The 15,456-nt window shown below is 70.4% G+C and carries 11 protein-coding genes; 3 read left to right on the top strand and 8 right to left on the bottom strand.

Translation table 11 applies throughout. From position 1 onward, the window contains the following. Positions 1 to 327 precede the first annotated feature (327 nt). Both ACZ51I_RS18495 and dapA read right to left on the bottom strand, forming a co-directional pair. Positions 328 to 2,013 (bottom strand): ribonuclease J, encoded by a 1,686-nt coding sequence (locus tag ACZ51I_RS18495; RefSeq protein WP_468876815.1) that lies wholly within the window; start codon positions 2,011 to 2,013, stop codon positions 328 to 330. Between the two features lie 99 nt (positions 2,014 to 2,112). Then, positions 2,113 to 3,012 carry a 4-hydroxy-tetrahydrodipicolinate synthase gene (gene dapA, locus ACZ51I_RS18490; RefSeq protein ID WP_468876813.1) on the bottom strand — a complete coding sequence of 300 codons (900 nt, stop codon included), beginning with the start codon at positions 3,010 to 3,012 and terminating at the stop codon, positions 2,113 to 2,115. Positions 3,013 to 3,348: 336 nt separating this feature from the next. Between dapA and ACZ51I_RS18485 the strand changes: the two genes are divergently transcribed. Together ACZ51I_RS18485 and ACZ51I_RS18480 are read left to right on the top strand one after the other, a co-directional pair. Beyond that, entirely contained in the window at positions 3,349 to 3,588 is a 240-nt protein-coding gene (locus ACZ51I_RS18485) for a hypothetical protein (RefSeq protein WP_468876811.1), read from the top strand. 54 nt (positions 3,589 to 3,642) lie between these two features. Continuing rightward, complete coding sequence (locus ACZ51I_RS18480) at positions 3,643 to 4,203, top strand: hypothetical protein (RefSeq protein ID WP_468876809.1); 561 nt, start codon at positions 3,643 to 3,645, stop codon at positions 4,201 to 4,203. Here ACZ51I_RS18480 and ACZ51I_RS18475 read toward each other — a convergent pair. From ACZ51I_RS18475 to eccD, 6 genes are all read right to left on the bottom strand, one after another. Beyond that, positions 4,193 to 4,645 (bottom strand): hypothetical protein, encoded by a 453-nt coding sequence (locus tag ACZ51I_RS18475; RefSeq protein WP_468876807.1) that lies wholly within the window; start codon positions 4,643 to 4,645, stop codon positions 4,193 to 4,195. The genes ACZ51I_RS18480 and ACZ51I_RS18475 overlap by 11 nt on opposite strands. Before the next feature lie 5 nt (positions 4,646 to 4,650). Then, positions 4,651 to 5,403 carry a 4-hydroxy-tetrahydrodipicolinate reductase gene (dapB, locus tag ACZ51I_RS18470; RefSeq protein ID WP_468876805.1) on the bottom strand — a complete coding sequence of 251 codons (753 nt, stop codon included), beginning with the start codon at positions 5,401 to 5,403 and terminating at the stop codon, positions 4,651 to 4,653. A 26-nt stretch (positions 5,404 to 5,429) separates the two neighbouring features. After that, complete coding sequence (locus tag ACZ51I_RS18465) at positions 5,430 to 6,809, bottom strand: M16 family metallopeptidase (RefSeq protein ID WP_468876803.1); 1,380 nt, start codon at positions 6,807 to 6,809, stop codon at positions 5,430 to 5,432. Beyond that, the gene (locus ACZ51I_RS18460; RefSeq protein ID WP_468876801.1) at positions 6,806 to 9,025 is read right to left on the bottom strand and encodes a polyribonucleotide nucleotidyltransferase; all 2,220 of its coding nucleotides are present in this window, start codon (positions 9,023 to 9,025) and stop codon (positions 6,806 to 6,808) included. The genes ACZ51I_RS18465 and ACZ51I_RS18460 overlap by 4 nt, the downstream gene beginning before the upstream one ends. Before the next feature lie 281 nt (positions 9,026 to 9,306). Continuing rightward, positions 9,307 to 9,597, bottom strand: coding sequence for a 30S ribosomal protein S15 (gene rpsO / locus ACZ51I_RS18455; RefSeq protein ID WP_015036567.1), 291 nt, complete (start codon positions 9,595 to 9,597; stop codon positions 9,307 to 9,309). Positions 9,598 to 9,786: 189 nt separating this feature from the next. Continuing rightward, the gene (eccD, locus tag ACZ51I_RS18450) at positions 9,787 to 11,259 is read right to left on the bottom strand and encodes a type VII secretion integral membrane protein EccD (RefSeq protein ID WP_468876798.1); all 1,473 of its coding nucleotides are present in this window, start codon (positions 11,257 to 11,259) and stop codon (positions 9,787 to 9,789) included. A gap of 225 nt (positions 11,260 to 11,484) precedes the next feature. On the opposite strand from eccD, the gene eccCa reads away from it, so the two are divergent. Beyond that, a complete protein-coding gene (gene eccCa, locus ACZ51I_RS18445; protein ID WP_468876795.1) occupies positions 11,485 to 15,438 on the top strand; it encodes a type VII secretion protein EccCa in 3,954 nt (1,317 codons plus the stop codon). The last annotated feature ends 18 nt before the right edge of the window (positions 15,439 to 15,456 follow it).

The raw sequence follows: 15,456 nt of genomic DNA, 5'->3' as shown, positions 1-15,456 counted from the left end.
GCACGCTGTTGAGTTCTCAAGGTGCGGACGCTTCCTTCGTTCCTGTTTCCAGGCCCTCCGGGCGCTTCCTTCGTTTCCGACTCTATCAGATCTTTTCGATCCGATTTCCTCGGTGCTTTCCGGTCTCGAATTTGATTTCTTCGAGGCCTTCCGGCGCGTCTCGACTTTATCAGAAGTTCTGAGTCGGATTTCCCGCCTCCCGGTTCACCCTCCGGGCGCACGAAGGCGCCGGGGCTTCCCGTTCTGGCGGAGCCGTAAACGTACTGGAGCGGGGCGCCCCGATGCAAATCGAGGGGCCCCGCTCCGGTACCGCGCTGGTCAGGCCTGTCAGACCTCGACGACGACCGGGAGGATCATCGGGCGTCGGCGGTAGGTGTCGGACACCCACTTGCCCACTGTGCGGCGGATCAGCTGCTGGAGCTGGTGCGGCTCGACCACGCCGTCCTGGGCGGACTTGTTCAGCGCCTGGTCGACCTTGGGGATCACGGCGTCGAACACCGAGTCCTCGATGCCGGAGCCGCGGGCGTGGATGTTCGGGCCGCTCACGATCTTGCCCGTGGAGGAGTCCACGACGACGAAGACCGAGATGATGCCCTCCTCACCGAGGATGCGGCGGTCCTTGAGGTGGGTCTCGGTGACGTCGCCGACCGAGAGGCCGTCCACGTACACATAGCCCGCCTGGACCTTGCCGGTGATGCGGGCGCGGCCATCGACCAGGTCGACGACGACGCCGTCCTCGGCGATGACGATGTGGTCCTTGGGGATCCCCGTCATCGCGCCGAGCTCGGCGTTGGCGCGCAGGTGGCGCCATTCGCCGTGGACCGGCATGAGGTTCTTCGGCTTGCAGATGTTGTAGAAGTACAGCAGCTCGCCGGCCGAGGCGTGGCCCGAGACGTGGACCTTGGCGTTGCCCTTGTGGACCACGTTCGCGCCCCAGCGGGTCAGGCCGTTGATCACGCGGTAGACCGCGTTCTCGTTGCCCGGGATCAGGGAGGACGCGAGGATCACCGTGTCGCCGGGGACGATGCGGATCTGGTGGTCGCGGTTGGCCATGCGGGACAGGGCCGCCATGGGCTCGCCCTGGGAACCGGTGCAGATCAGCACGACCTCGTCGTCCGGCAGGTCGTCGAGGGTCTTGACGTCCACGACGAGGCCGGCCGGGACCCGGAGGTAGCCGAGGTCGCGGGCGATGCCCATGTTCCGGACCATCGAGCGGCCGACGAAGGCGACCCGGCGGCCGTACTCGTGGGCGGCGTCGATGATCTGCTGGATGCGGTGCACGTGGCTGGCGAAGCTGGCCACGATGATGCGCTTGGGGGCGTTCGCGAAGACGTTCCGGAGGACGTTCGAGATGTCCCGCTCCGGCGGGACGAAGCCCGGGACCTCGGCGTTCGTCGAGTCGGAGAGGAGGAGGTCGATGCCCTCCTCGCTCAGCCGGGCGAACGCGTGGAGGTCGGTGAGGCGACCGTCCATCGGGAGCTGGTCCATCTTGAAGTCGCCGGTGGCGACCGCCATGCCCGCGGGGGTGCGGATGGCGACGGCCAGGGCGTCCGGGATGGAGTGGTTGACCGCGATGAACTCGCAGTCGAAGGAGCCCAGGACCTCGCGGTCGCCCTCCTTCACCTCGAGGGTGTAGGGGCGGATCCGGTGCTCCTGGAGCTTCGCCTCGATCAGGGCGAGGGTCAGCTTGGAGCCGATGAGCGGGATGTCCGGCTTCAGCCGGAGCAGGTAGGGGACGGCGCCGATGTGATCCTCGTGGCCGTGCGTGAGCACGATGCCCTCGATGTCGTCGAGGCGGTCCCGGATGATGGTGAAGTCCGGCAGGATCAGGTCGACGCCCGGCTGCTCCTCTTCGGGGAAGAGAACGCCGCAGTCGACGATCAGCAGACGGCCGTCGAACTCGAAGACCGTCATGTTCCGGCCGATCTCGCCGAGACCGCCGAGCGGGATGACGCGCAGCCCGCCCTTGGGCAGCTTCGGCGGGGCGCCGAGTTCAGGATGCGGATGACTCAAAAGACTCTCCTCACCATGCGCGCCACGTACCTGTCGGGCACGTGGCGCGCATGACAATCGTGCACTTGCTGGTGTCAGTGTTCAGTTGTGAAGTCGGTGTCAGAGTTCTACCCCGCCGGCGGCCAGGTCGACCTTGAGCTGCTCGGTCTCCTGTGCGGAGAGTTCGACGAGCGGCGGTCGCAACGGGCCGGCCGGGAGACCCTGGAGGGTGAGGGCGGCCTTGGTGGTCATGACGCCCTGGGTGCGGAACATGCCGGTGTAGACCGGGAGCAGCTTCTGGTGGATCTCGGTGGCCTTCTGGACCTCGCCGCCGAGGTGGGCGTCGAGGAGGGCGCGGAGCTCCGGGGTGACGAGGTGGCCTACGACGGAGACGAAGCCGCAGGCGCCGACGGAGAGCAGCGGCAGGTTGAGCATGTCGTCGCCGGAGTACCAGGCGAGGCCGGAGCGGGCGATGGCCCAGCTGGCGCGGCCGAGGTCGCCCTTGGCGTCCTTGTTGGCGACGATGCGCGGGTGCTCGGCGAGGCGGACGAGCGTCTCGGTGTCGATGGGGACGCCGCTGCGGCCGGGGATGTCGTACAGCATCACGGGGAGGCCGGTGGCGTCGGCGATGGCCGAGAAGTGCCGGTACAGGCCCTCCTGCGGGGGCTTGCTGTAGTACGGCGTCACGGCGAGCAGGCCGTGGGCGCCGTCGCGCTCGGCGGCGCGGGCGAGTTCGACGGAGTGGCGGGTGTCGTTGGTGCCGATGCCGGCGACGACGTGGGCGCGGTCTCCGACCGCCTCCAGTACCGCTCGTACGAGCTCCGATTTCTCCGCGTCGCTGGTGGTCGGGGACTCGCCGGTGGTGCCGTTGACGACGAGGCCGTCGTTGCCTGCGTCCACCAGGTGGGTGGCGAGTCGCTGGGCACCGTCGAGGTCGAGTGCGCCGTCCGCCGCGAAGGGCGTGACCATGGCGGTGAGGACCCGCCCGAAGGGGGTCTGCGGAGTGGAGATCGGAGCCATGGGTAACACGCTACTCGCTGCTCAGCGCCGGGCGTCCCTGAGGGGGACAGGAGAAAGGAGCCCGGCGCTGTCTGCTCGGGGGTTCAGGCAGCGCCGGGTCCGTTTGATCAGCCTAGATGAACTTCGTGAAACGCCGCAATACGGACACTTCTCATCGTAGGTTCGGACATGTGTGCCCCACGGGGCCATATGGCCAGGGCGCGGCGGAGATCACTCCATCTCACGGTGTCCTACCCGAGGAGGAGATTCGGCCGCTGTGATGAAAAAGGGCACCAAAACGGTGGTTCCGTCGTCTGTACCTGTGACGCACCACGAAGAAGAAGGAGAGTGGCTCTGATGTTCCGCCGGAAAGAGGCCGTCCCGTTCGCGTTCGTCGCGGAGGCCGACCACTTCCGCAGTAACGTCACTCCACCGCCCCGGGAGCGCCTCAGCGCCTCGCAGGTCGTGGGCCGCGCCCTGCTGGGGCTGACCGTCGTGGCCGGCCTCGCCGGGTCCCTGATCTTCGGGATGCCCTCGCTCCAGTCGGGTGACTCGGCCACTCGTCAGCAGCAGTCCGAGGCCTCCGACAACCGCTGAGGTAGCCTCACCGGGCACTGCCCCTTCGAGCGTGCTTGTGAGTGAGGACCTGTCGTGCCCCTGCCCTTCCTGACGGCCGACCGTGCTTTTGACACGACCGACCATGTCGCCCTGCCGTTCGACGACCACGACCAGTGGCGCCGTCCGTACCGGCCGGGGTCGTGGCGGGTGGGGACGGCGGCGCTCGCGCTGCTGCTCGCCTCGTTCGTGCTGCTCGCAGCCGTGATCATCGCGGTGGCCGGTGCCTTCGGCGGCGCGGGCGCCACGTTCGGCATCGCCCTGCTCGCCATCCTGGCCGCCCTGCGGATGCTCCGCATGGGCACCTGGGTGAGCCGCGCCGGGCTGCGGCGCGTGCGCTTCCTCTCGACCGTCACCGTGCCCTGGGCGAAGGTGGCGTCCGTCCGGACCGTCCAGCAGCCGGTGCGCTGGCTGGGGCTCCCCCGGACCGTCCAGGGCCAGGCCCTGGTGCTCGACCGGCAGGGTGGTGAGCAGCTGCTGCTGCTCACCGACCACAACGCCGACTTCCTCTCCCGTGTCGAGGCCTTCGACCGGGCGGCCGACACGGTCGAGGCCTGGAACGCCGAGTACGGCACGGTCCCGGCCGCTACGCGCTGACCGGACGCCCCTCGTGGAGCGCGATGGCCCGCTGCATCGCCTTGCGCGCCCGGGGGGTGTCCCGGGCGTCGTGGTACGCCACGGCGAGCCGGAACCAGCAGCGCCAGTCCTCGGGCGAGTCCTCCGTCTCGGCCTTGCGCCGGGCGAAGACCTCGTCGGCCGACTCCCGGTCGATCCGGCCGCCCTGGGTGCGCTTCAGCTCGTCGACGGGCAGGCCGCCCTCGGCCTCCAGCTCGGCGGCGAGGCGGCCGGCCCGGCGCGCGAAGCTGGTGTTCTTCCAGAGGAACCAGCCGCCCACGGCGGGCAGCAGGAACGCCACCGCGCCCATGCCCATGGCGGCCGGCTCGCCCGTGAGGAGGAGCAGGACGCCCTCCATGGCCACCACACCGAAGACGAGCACCAGCACGGTGGCCAGGAAGACGTACGTGATCTTTCCGCCCATGACCGTCAGCCCAGGTCCAGGAAGTGCTCCAGGCCGAACGTGAGACCCGGAGTGGTGGTCACGCGGCGGGCGCCGAGCAGGATGCCCGGCATGAAGCTGGAGTGGTGCAGGGAGTCGTGCCGGACCGTGAGGGTCTCGCCCTCGGCGCCGAGCAGCACCTCCTGGTGGGCCAGCAGGCCCCGGAGGCGTACCGCGTGCACGGGCACCCCGTCCACGTCCGCCCCGCGCGCGCCGTCGAGGGCGGTGGTCGTGGCGTCGGGCTGCGGGGCGCAGCCTGCCTTCGACCGGGCCTCGGCGATCAGCTGGGCCGTCCGGGTGGCGGTGCCGGAGGGGGCGTCCACCTTGTTCGGGTGGTGCAGCTCGACGACCTCGACCGACTCGAAGTACGGGGCCGCGATCTGCGCGAACTTCATGGTGAGGACCGCGCCGATGGAGAAGTTCGGCGCGATCAGGACGCCGGTCTCCGGGGAGGCGGCGAGCCATCCCTTCAGCTGCGCGAGACGGTCCTCGGTCCAGCCGGTGGTGCCGACGACCGCGTGGATGCCGTGGCGGACGCAGAAGTCGAGGTTGTCCATCACGGAGGCCGGGGTGGTCAGCTCGACGACGACCTGGGCGCCCGCCTCGGTGAGCGTCTCGAGGTCGTCGCCGCGGCCGAGGGCCGCGACCAGTTCCATGTCCTCGGCGGCCTCGACGGCCCTGACCGCCTCGGAGCCGATGCGGCCCTTGGCTCCGAGGACCGCGACGCGCAGCTTGCTCATTGCTCTTCCTTAAAGGGACTCGTGGGTCAGGAGACCGCTTGGTGGAGGCGGTCCGCCTGCTTGTCCTTCAGCGGGCCGATCACCGACAGCGAGGGCCGCTGCTCCAGTACATCGCGGGCGACCTCGCGGACCTCGTCCGGGGTGACCGCCGCGATCCTGCCGAGCATGTCGTCGACCGACATCTGGGTGCCCCAGCACAGCTCGCTCTTGCCGATGCGGTTCATCAGCGCGCCGGTGTCCTCCAGGCCGAGCACGGTCGAGCCGGAGAGCTGCCCGACGGCGCGGGTGATCTCCTCGTCCGTGAGGCCGTCGGAGGCGACCTTGTCGAGCTCGTCGCGGCAGATCTTCAGGACGTCGTGGACCTGGCCGGGCCGGCAGCCCGCGTACACCCCGAAGAGGCCGCAGTCGGCGAAGCCCGAGGTGTACGAGTACACGCTGTAGGCCAGGCCGCGCTTCTCGCGGACCTCCTGGAAGAGGCGGGAGGACATACCGCCGCCGAGGGCGGTGTTCAGCACGCCGAGGGCCCAGCGGCGCTCGTCGGTGCGGGCCAGGCCCGGCATGCCGAGGACCACGTGAGCCTGCTCGGTCTTGCGGTTCAGGTGCTCGACCCGGCCCGCCGCGCGCAGGGTCCGCCGGCCCTCGCGGGGGGCGACGGGGACGGCGTCGGTACGGGTGAGGGCGCCGGCCTTCTCGAAGGCGCGGCGGACCTGGCGTACCACCGTGGCGTGGTCGACGTTGCCCGCGGCGGCGACGACCAGGTGGGTCGGGTCGTAGTGCTTCTTGTAGAAGCGGGCGATCTGACCGCGGCTGAGCGCGTTGATCGTGTCGACGGTGCCGAGGACCGGTCGGCCCAGCGGGGTGTCGCCGAACATCGTCTGCGCGAACAGCTCGTGCACGACGTCACCGGGGTCGTCCTCGGTCATCGCGATCTCTTCGAGGATGACACCGCGCTCGGCGTCCACGTCCTCTTCGAGGATGAGCGAGTCGGTGAGCATGTCGCAGACGACGTCGATCGCCAGCGGCAGGTCGGTGTCGAGGACCCGGGCGTAGTAGCAGGTGTACTCCTTCGCCGTGAAGGCGTTCATCTCGCCGCCGACCGCGTCGATCGCGGCGGAGATGTCGAGGGCGGACCGCTTGCGGGTGCCCTTGAAAAGGAGGTGCTCCAGGTAGTGGGTCGCGCCGTTGAGCGTCGGGGTCTCGTCACGGGAGCCGACGTGCGCCCAGATGCCGAAGGTGGCGGAGCGCACGGAGGGGAGGGTCTCGGTGACGATCCTCAGGCCGCCGGGAAGGGTCGTGCGGCGGACCGTGCCGATGCCGTCCTTGCCCGGGAGAAGCGTTTGGGTACGGGCGACGGCCCGCCCCTCCGAAGAGGGGCGGGCCGTCGTCACGGAACTACGGGACGTCACTGGTCGGTGTCGCCCTTGTCGTCGGCGGCGTTCTCGTCGTCGGCCATGACCGGGACGAGGGAGAGCTTGCCGCGCTGGTCGATCTCGGCGATCTCGACCTGGACCTTGGAGCCGATCGCCAGCACGTCCTCGACGTTCTCCACGCGCTTGCCACCGGCGAGCTTGCGGATCTGCGAGATGTGCAGCAGGCCGTCCTTGCCGGGCATCAGCGAGACGAAGGCACCGAAGGTGGTGGTCTTGACGACCGTACCCAGGTAGCGCTCGCCGACCTCCGGCATGGTCGGGTTGGCGATGCCGTTGATCGTGGCGCGGGCGGCCTCGGCCTGCGAGCCGACCTGGGCACCGATGTAGATGGTGCCGTCGTCCTCGATCGTGATCTCGGCGCCGGTGTCCTCCTGGATCTGGTTGATCATCTTGCCCTTGGGGCCGATGACCTCACCGATCTTGTCCACGGGGATCTTGACGGTGATGATCCGCGGGGCGTTGGGGGACATCTCGTCCGGCGTGTCGATCGCTTCCATCATCACGTCGAGGATGTGGAGGCGGGCGTCGCGGGCCTGCTTGAGGGCCGCGGCCAGGACGGAGGCCGGGATGCCGTCCAGCTTGGTGTCGAGCTGGAGGGCGGTGACGAACTCCTTCGTACCGGCGACCTTGAAGTCCATGTCGCCGAAGGCGTCCTCCGCACCGAGGATGTCGGTGAGGGCGACGTAGTGCGTCTGGCCGTCGATCTCCTCGGAGATCAGACCCATGGCGATACCGGCGACGGGGGCCTTGAGCGGCACACCGGCGTTCAGCAGCGACATGGTGGAGGCGCAGACCGAGCCCATCGACGTCGAACCGTTGGAGCCGAGGGCCTCGGACACCTGGCGGATCGCGTAGGGGAACTCCTCGCGGGTCGGGAGGACCGGCACGAGGGCGCGCTCGGCGAGGGCGCCGTGGCCGATCTCGCGGCGCTTGGGCGAGCCCACGCGGCCGGTCTCGCCGACGGAGTACGGCGGGAAGTTGTAGTTGTGCATGTAGCGCTTGCGGGTCACCGGGGAGAGGGTGTCCAGCTGCTGCTCCATGCGGAGCATGTTGAGGGTGGTGACGCCCAGGATCTGGGTCTCGCCACGCTCGAACAGCGCCGAGCCGTGCACGCGCGGGATGGCCTCGACCTCGGCGGCGAGCGTACGGATGTCCGTGATGCCGCGGCCGTCGATGCGGACCTTGTCCTTGATGATCCGCTCGCGGACCAGCTTCTTGGTCAGCGCGCGGTAGGCGCCCGAGATCTCCTTCTCGCGGCCCTCGAAGGCCGGGAGGAGCTTCTCGGCGGCGAGCTCCTTGATGCGGTCGAGCTCGGTCTCGCGCTCCTGCTTGCCGGCGATGGTGAGCGCCTTGGCGAGGTCACCCTTGACGGCGGCGGTGAGCGCCTCCAGGACGTCGTCCTGGTAGTCGAGGAAGACCGGGAACTCGCCGGTGGGCTTGGCGGCCTTGGCGGCGAGGTCCGACTGGGCCTTGCAGAGGACCTTGATGAAGGGCTTCGCGGCCTCGAGACCGGCGGCGACGACCTCCTCGGTCGGGGCCTCGGCGCCGTCCTTGACGAGCTGGATGGTCTTCTCGGTGGCCTCGGCCTCGACCATCATGATCGCGACGTCGCCGTCCTCGAGGACGCGACCGGCGACGACCATGTCGAAGACGGCGTCCTCGAGCTCGGTGTGCGTCGGGAACGCGACCCACTGGCCCTTGATCAGGGCGACACGGGTGCCGCCGATCGGGCCGGAGAAGGGCAGGCCGGCCAGCTGCGTGGAGCAGGAGGCGGCGTTGATCGCGACCACGTCGTACAGGTGGTCGGGGTTGAGCGCCATGATCGTCTCGACGATCTGGATCTCGTTGCGCAGGCCCTTCTTGAAGGAGGGGCGCAGCGGGCGGTCGATCAGGCGGCAGGTGAGGACGGCGTCCTCGGAGGGGCGGCCCTCCCGGCGGAAGAAGGAGCCGGGGATCTTGCCGGCCGCGTACATCCGCTCCTCGACGTCCACCGTGAGGGGGAAGAAGTCGAGCTGGTCCTTGGGGCGCTTCGAGGCGGTGGTCGCCGAGAGGACCATCGTGTCGTCGTCCAGGTAGGCGACGGCGGAGCCGGCGGCCTGCTTGGCGAGACGGCCGGTCTCGAAGCGGATGGTGCGGGTACCGAAGGCGCCGTTGTCGATGACGGCCTCGGCGTAGTGGGTCTCGTTCTCCACTATGGGTTTCTCCTACGTGTTCGTCTTTGCGTCCTTCGGCCCGTGTGGCCGGGGACGGTGTGCGACGGCGGCGGAGAAGCTCGCCCTGGGGGCGGGCCGGTCTTCGATCGAAGCACCCGGCTGTTCGTTCCGGGGGCCACTACCGAGGACCGGCGGCTCGCCGGCGGCTTCGCGCTCGTCGTATGGGGTTGTGCGACCAGACTAAGTGCCGATGCGCACTTTGCGCACGTACAGCAAAGGGAGCGGCCCCCTGAAAGTGGGAACCGCTCCCTCCACGCGTCTTACTTGGCGCCGCCGGCCGCACCGCGGCGGATGCCGAGGCGGTCGACCAGCGTACGGAAGCGCTGGATGTCCTTCTTCGCCAGGTACTGCAGCAGGCGGCGGCGCTGGCCGACCAGGATCAGCAGACCACGGCGGGAGTGGTGGTCGTGCTTGTGCTGCTTGAGGTGCTCGGTGAGGTCCGAGATGCGACGGGACAGCATCGCGACCTGGACCTCGGGGGAGCCGGTGTCGCCCTCCTTGGTGCCGAACTCGGCCATGATCTGCTTCTTGACAGCGGCGTCGAGAGCCACGCGGATCTCCTCTTTGGTGTTCGTGCGCCCGCGAGTGCCCCTGGTCCAGTTCTCAGGGGAAGCTTCCGTGACTCGGCGGGCGAAGGTCCGATGGGCGCAGCTTCCAGATCCTGGGAAGGCTTCCGGAAGCGCGTACACAAACGGCCGTCACACAGCGTACCAGCTCGCCGGAGCGCCCCGGACCCCGCCCTACTTGCTGGTGAGGGAGCGGACCTGGCTGAAGACGTCGAGGACCGCGAGGGTGAGGGGGACGAGGGAGAGCAGGACGAAGCCCTCGGCCAGGTCGAGGAGGCGGCCCCAGAAGGGCGAGAGGCCCTTCTTCGGGATGATCAGGCCGATAGCGGTGATCAGCGCGGCGCCGGCGGCGACGGCGGCGGTGAGCCAGATCGTCCGGATGTCGAGTCCGCCCCGGTCCCCGTACATGAGGAGGTCCTTGACCAGGTCGGCCGGCGGGTTGAGCGAGAGGCCGAGGACGAGCAGCGCGATGGCGGCGATGCCGGCGACGAGGACGCAGGCGACCTGCGAGGTGTACCGGAAGAGGCGGGCGCGCAGCAGCATCGCGAGGCCGGCGGCGAGGGCGAGGAGCTGGCCCCAGACGTTCCCGGCGAAGCCGAGGACGGCGGCGGAGCCGACGACGACGGCCGCGCAGCCGCCGACCAGGCCGAGGAGCATCTCGTGGCCGCGACGGGCCTGGAGCGCGATGCGCTCGCCGTCGACGGGCTGGGCCTCCTCGCCCTGCTGCGGGTCGCCCTGGAACTCGTCGTCGGCGGCGCTGCGCGGGGCGGCGTAGCCGATGGGGAGCCGGGCGAAGCGGGCGGAGAGGCCGGGCAGGAAGGCGACGAGGCCGATGGCGACGGGCGCGCAGGCGGCCGCCGCCTCGGTGGCGGTGGCCTCGGTGAGGATCATCAGGAAGGTGGCGAGGGTGCCGACGCCGGCGAGGAAGGTGGCGGCGACGAAGGGGGCGTCGCCGCTGGGGGTGAGGGCGACGAGGGCCACGGAGGCGACGAGGACGGTGACGCTGCCGAGCAGGAACTGCAGGCGGCCGGGGCCCTGGCCGGGGTCGGCGGCGATGATGCCGGAACCGGCGATGAGGAGCAGGGGCAGGGCACCGAGACCGAGGGCGACGGCGGTGACCCGGTCCGCGTAGACGCGGGCGCGGACGCCCGCGAAGGCGGTGAGGAGGAGGCCGGCGGCGCCCGCGATGATCCCGGGGAGGCTGTGCATGTCGTGGCGGACCGGGTCGGCGAACCAGAGGACGAAGCCCATGAGGACGAGGAGGAGCATGCCGCCGAGGAGTCCGGCGCCGCGCAGCAGCTCGTCGCTCCACAGGTGCCGGTCGCGGGTGACGGCCGAGGCGACGGCGTCGGAGACGTCGTCGTAGACGGCCGGCGGGAGGGACTGGGCGAAGGGCCGCAGGGAGAGCACCTCGCCGTCGAGGACCTGCTGGGCGGCGAGCGTACGGGCGCCGTCGAGGACGGATCCGTCGCGGCGGACCAGGTGGTAGCCGGTCGGCGTGCCGGCCGCCTGGGTCTGGCCGGTGAGGCGCAGGATCTCCGGGTAGACGTCGGCGACGGCGATGTCCTCGGGGAGCGCGACGTCGATGCGGCTGTCCGGCGCCACGACGGTGACACGGCAGAAGCCGGTCGCTGCGGTCGTACTCACGTGTGTGGACCCCCTGATTCGCGGTTGCGCCCGTCGGATTCGCGGTTGCGCCGTTCTGATTCGCGGTTGCGCACGATGCGCGCGCCACCCTACCGGGGACGGCCGGTGGGGGCTGCAAGTAGGATCGCCGTCCCATGGGGGAAGTCCGCGCGCCCGGCTGCCGACAGGGGTGGCGTGCGGATGCTCCCGCCACGAGCCCGCCTCCAACGAGGGATTGATGCGCCGGTGAGCCAGATCGTCGTCAAACGCCCGCCGAGGTCCCTTCCTCCGGAAGTGCCCGGTGAGGAACTGGTCCTGGAGCCTCCGCCGGAACTTCCGCGGGGGCAGCAGGAGTCGGCGCTGATGCAGCTCCTGCCCATGCTCGGCATGGGCTCGTCGGTCGTGTTCTTCTTCATGACGCCGTCGCCGATCATGCGGATCATGGGCACGCTGATGCTGGCGTCGACGGTCGGCATGGCCATCGCCCAGTTCGTGAGATTCCGTCGCGGTACGCAGGGGCAAATGGCCGATGTCCGCCGCGACTACCTCAAATACCTCGCGCAGACCCGGCGTACGGTCCGGCGCACGGCGCGCAAGCAGCGGGACGCCCAGCTGTACCTGCACCCCTCGCCCGAGCAGCTGTGGTCGGTGGTGGCCGAGGGCTCCCGGGTGTGGGAGCGCCGGGTCGGCGACCACGACTTCGGGCAGGCGCGGATCGGCCTGGGTGCGCAGCAGTTGGCGACGCCGCTGGTGGCGCCGGACACGGCGCCGGTGGACGAGCTGGAGCCGCTGTGCGCGGGTGCGATGCAGCAGTTCCTTGCGGTGCACGGGACCTTGGACGGGCTGCCGATGGCGGTCTCGATGCGGGCGTTCTACCACGTGACGGTGTCGGGTGACCCGGAGTCGGCGCAGGCGGCGGCGCGGGCGCTCGTGGCGCAGCTGGTGACGCTGCACTCCCCCGAGGACCTGATGCTCGCCGTGGTGGCGGCGCGGCCGGCGCAGGAGCGCTGGGACTGGACGAAGTGGCTGCCGCACACCCAGGTGCCGGGGCAGGTCGACGGAGCCGGTACGAAGCGGCTGTTCGGCGACGACCTCGGTGAGCTGGAGCAGCTGGTCCGCTCGAAGCTGGACGGGCGCACGCGGTTCTCCCGGGAGAGCCAGCCGGTGCTGGACCAGCCGCATGTGGTGGTGGTCCTGGACGGTGGGATGGTGCCGCCGGACTCGCTGCTCGCGGCGCCCGAGGGCCTCCAGGGCGTGACGATCGTGGAGGTCGTCTCCGGTGAGCTCGAGGAGCCGCGCGGTGGCCTCTCGGTGGTGGTACGGCCGGGGCGGCTGCGTCTGGAGTCGGGTGGCGGCTACGCGTACGAGGGGCTGCCGGACGGCATCTCGCTGCCGGCGGCCGAGGCGCTGGCCCGGCAGCTGGCGCCGCTGCGGATGGGCGGCGGGGACGACGACGAACCGCTGCTCGCCAATCTGGACTTCACGGATCTGCTGAACCTGGGCGACGCGGCGTCGGTGGACGTGACGCGGACGTGGCGGCCCCGGTCGGTGGCCGAGCGCCTTCGTGTGCCGATCGGTGTCGGCGAGGACGGCCAGCCGGTCATGCTGGACCTGAAGGAGGCCGCGCAGGAGGGCATGGGCCCGCACGGACTGTGCGTCGGCGCGACGGGTTCCGGCAAGTCGGAGCTGCTGCGGACGCTGGTGCTCGGTCTGGCGGTGACGCACTCCTCGGAGACGCTGAACTTCGTCCTCGCGGACTTCAAGGGCGGCGCGACCTTCGCGGGCATGTCGCAGATGCCGCACGTGGCGGCGGTCATCACCAACCTCGCGGACGACCTGACGCTGGTCGACCGCATGGGCGACGCGATCCGCGGCGAGCTCCAGCGGCGGCAGGAGCTGCTGCGCTCGGCGGGCAACTACGCGAACATCCACGACTACGAGAAGGCGCGGGCGGCGGGTGCGCCGCTGGAGCCGCTGGCCTCGCTGGTCCTGGTGATCGACGAGTTCTCCGAACTGCTCACGGCCAAGCCGGACTTCATCGACATGTTCATCCAGATCGGCCGCATCGGCCGGTCCCTGGGCGTGCACCTGCTGCTCGCCTCGCAGCGCCTGGAGGAGGGCAAGCTGCGCGGCCTGGACACGTACCTCTCGTACCGGATCGGTCTGCGGACCTTCTCGGCGGCGGAGTCGCGGACGGCGATCGGCGTGCCGGACGCGTACCACCTGCCCTCGGTGCCCGGTTCGGGCTATCTGAAGTTCGGTACGGACGAGATGACCCGCTTCAAGGCGGCGTACGTCTCGGGGACGTACCGGACGGGCGGGCCGCGGCTGGAGATCGGGCAGCTGCCGGTGGAGCGGCGGCCCGCGCTGTTCACGGCGGCGCCGGTACCGGTGGTGTACGCGGCGCCGGACCCGGCCTATCTGACGGCGCAGCGCGCCGAGGAGGACGACGCGCTCGCGGACACGGTCCTCGACGTGATCGTGCGGCGGCTGGAGGGCCAGGGCGTGCCGGCGCACCAGGTGTGGCTGCCGCCGCTCGACCAGGCACCCTCGCTGGACCAGCTGCTTCCGGGACTCGCGCAGACGGCGGACCGGGGGCTCACGGCGACGGAGTACACGCGTCAGGGCGGGCTCACGGTGCCGCTCGGGCTCATCGACAAGCCGTTCGAGCAGCGGCGCGAGGTGCTGTACCGGGACTTCTCGGGCGCGGCCGGTCACATGATGGTGGTCGGCGGTCCGCAGTCCGGCAAGTCGACGATCATGCGGACGCTGATCTCGTCGTTCGCGCTCACCCACACCCCGGCCGAAGTGCAGTTCTACTGCCTGGACTTCGGTGGCGGCGGCATGGTCTCGCTGGCCGATCTGCCGCACGTCGGCGGGGTGGCGTCCCGGCTCGACCCGGAGCGGGTGCGCCGCACGGTCGCGGAGGTCATGGGCGTCCTGAACCGGCGGGAGGAGTTCTTCCGCTCGCACTCCATCGACTCGATCGCGACCTACCGGCGCAAGCGGGCCGCGGGTGAACTGCCGGGCGAGGCCTGGGGCGACGTCTTCCTGATCGTGGACGGCTGGGGCGGCTTCCGCAACGACTACGACATGCTGGAGCCGATCGTCGCCGACATCGCGGCGCGCGGTCTGGGCTACGGCATCCACGTGGTGATCACCGCCGCCCGGTACATGGAGGTGCGGGCGGCGCTCAAGGACCAGATGCTGGGCCGGCTCGAACTGCGGCTCGGTGACGTCATGGACTCCGAGTTCGACCGGAAGGTCGCGGCGAACGTGCCGACCGGTGTGCCGGGCCGCGGCCAGGTGCCGGAGAAGCTCCACTTCATGGGGGCGCTGCCGCGGATCGACGGTTCGAGCTCCTCGGCGGACCTGTCGGACGGCACGGCGGCGTTCGTGCAGGCCGTGAAGGCGAGCTGGACCGGGGCTCCGGCGCCGGCGGTGCGGCTGCTGCCGCGCAGGCTGCCCGCGGAGCAGCTGCCGAAGGGCTTCGAGTACCCGCAGCACGGCATCGCGATCGGCATCGACGAGACGAACCTGGAGCCGGTGTTCGTCGACTTCGAGTCGGATCCGTTCTTCCTGATCTTCGGTGAGAGCGAGTCCGGCAAGACGGCGCTGCTCCGGCTGATCGCCAAGCAGCTGTGCGAGCGGTACTCGCCGGAGCAGGCGCGGATCGTGGTGGGTGACTACCGGCGGACGATGCTGGAGGCCGTGGCGCCCTCACACCTCCTGGAGTACGCGCCGATGGCCTCGGCCATGCAGATGCACATGGACGCGATCAACACGGTGATGACGAAGCGGGCGCCGAAGCCCGACATCACGCCGCAGCAGCTGCGGGACCGCAGCTGGTGGTCGGGGCCGCAACTGTTCGTCCTGATCGACGACTTCGAGCTGGTGGCCACCAACTCGGGGAACCCTCTGGCGGTCCTGGTGGAGAACCTGCCGTTCGCGCGCGACGTCGGCATCCGGTTCATCGTGGCGCGCAACCAGGCGGGCGCCTCGCGGGCGATGTACGAGCCGTTCATGCAGCGGATGCGGGAGCTGGGCGCGCAGGGCGTGATCCTCTCCGGCGACCCGCAGGAGGGCGACATCCTGGGCAGCGTCCGGGCGCGGCCGATGCCTCCGGGCCGGGGCACGTTCGTGTCGCGGAAGCGCGGGACGCCCCTGGTGCAGCTGGGCTGGCTGCCGGAACAGCACTGAGCGGAGCGGTCCCTCCCA

The organism is Streptomyces sp. NPDC034084, assembly GCF_055575535.1.
The sequence above is the reverse complement of the archived record's forward strand: the minus strand, read 5'-3'. Positions and strand labels throughout refer to the sequence as shown.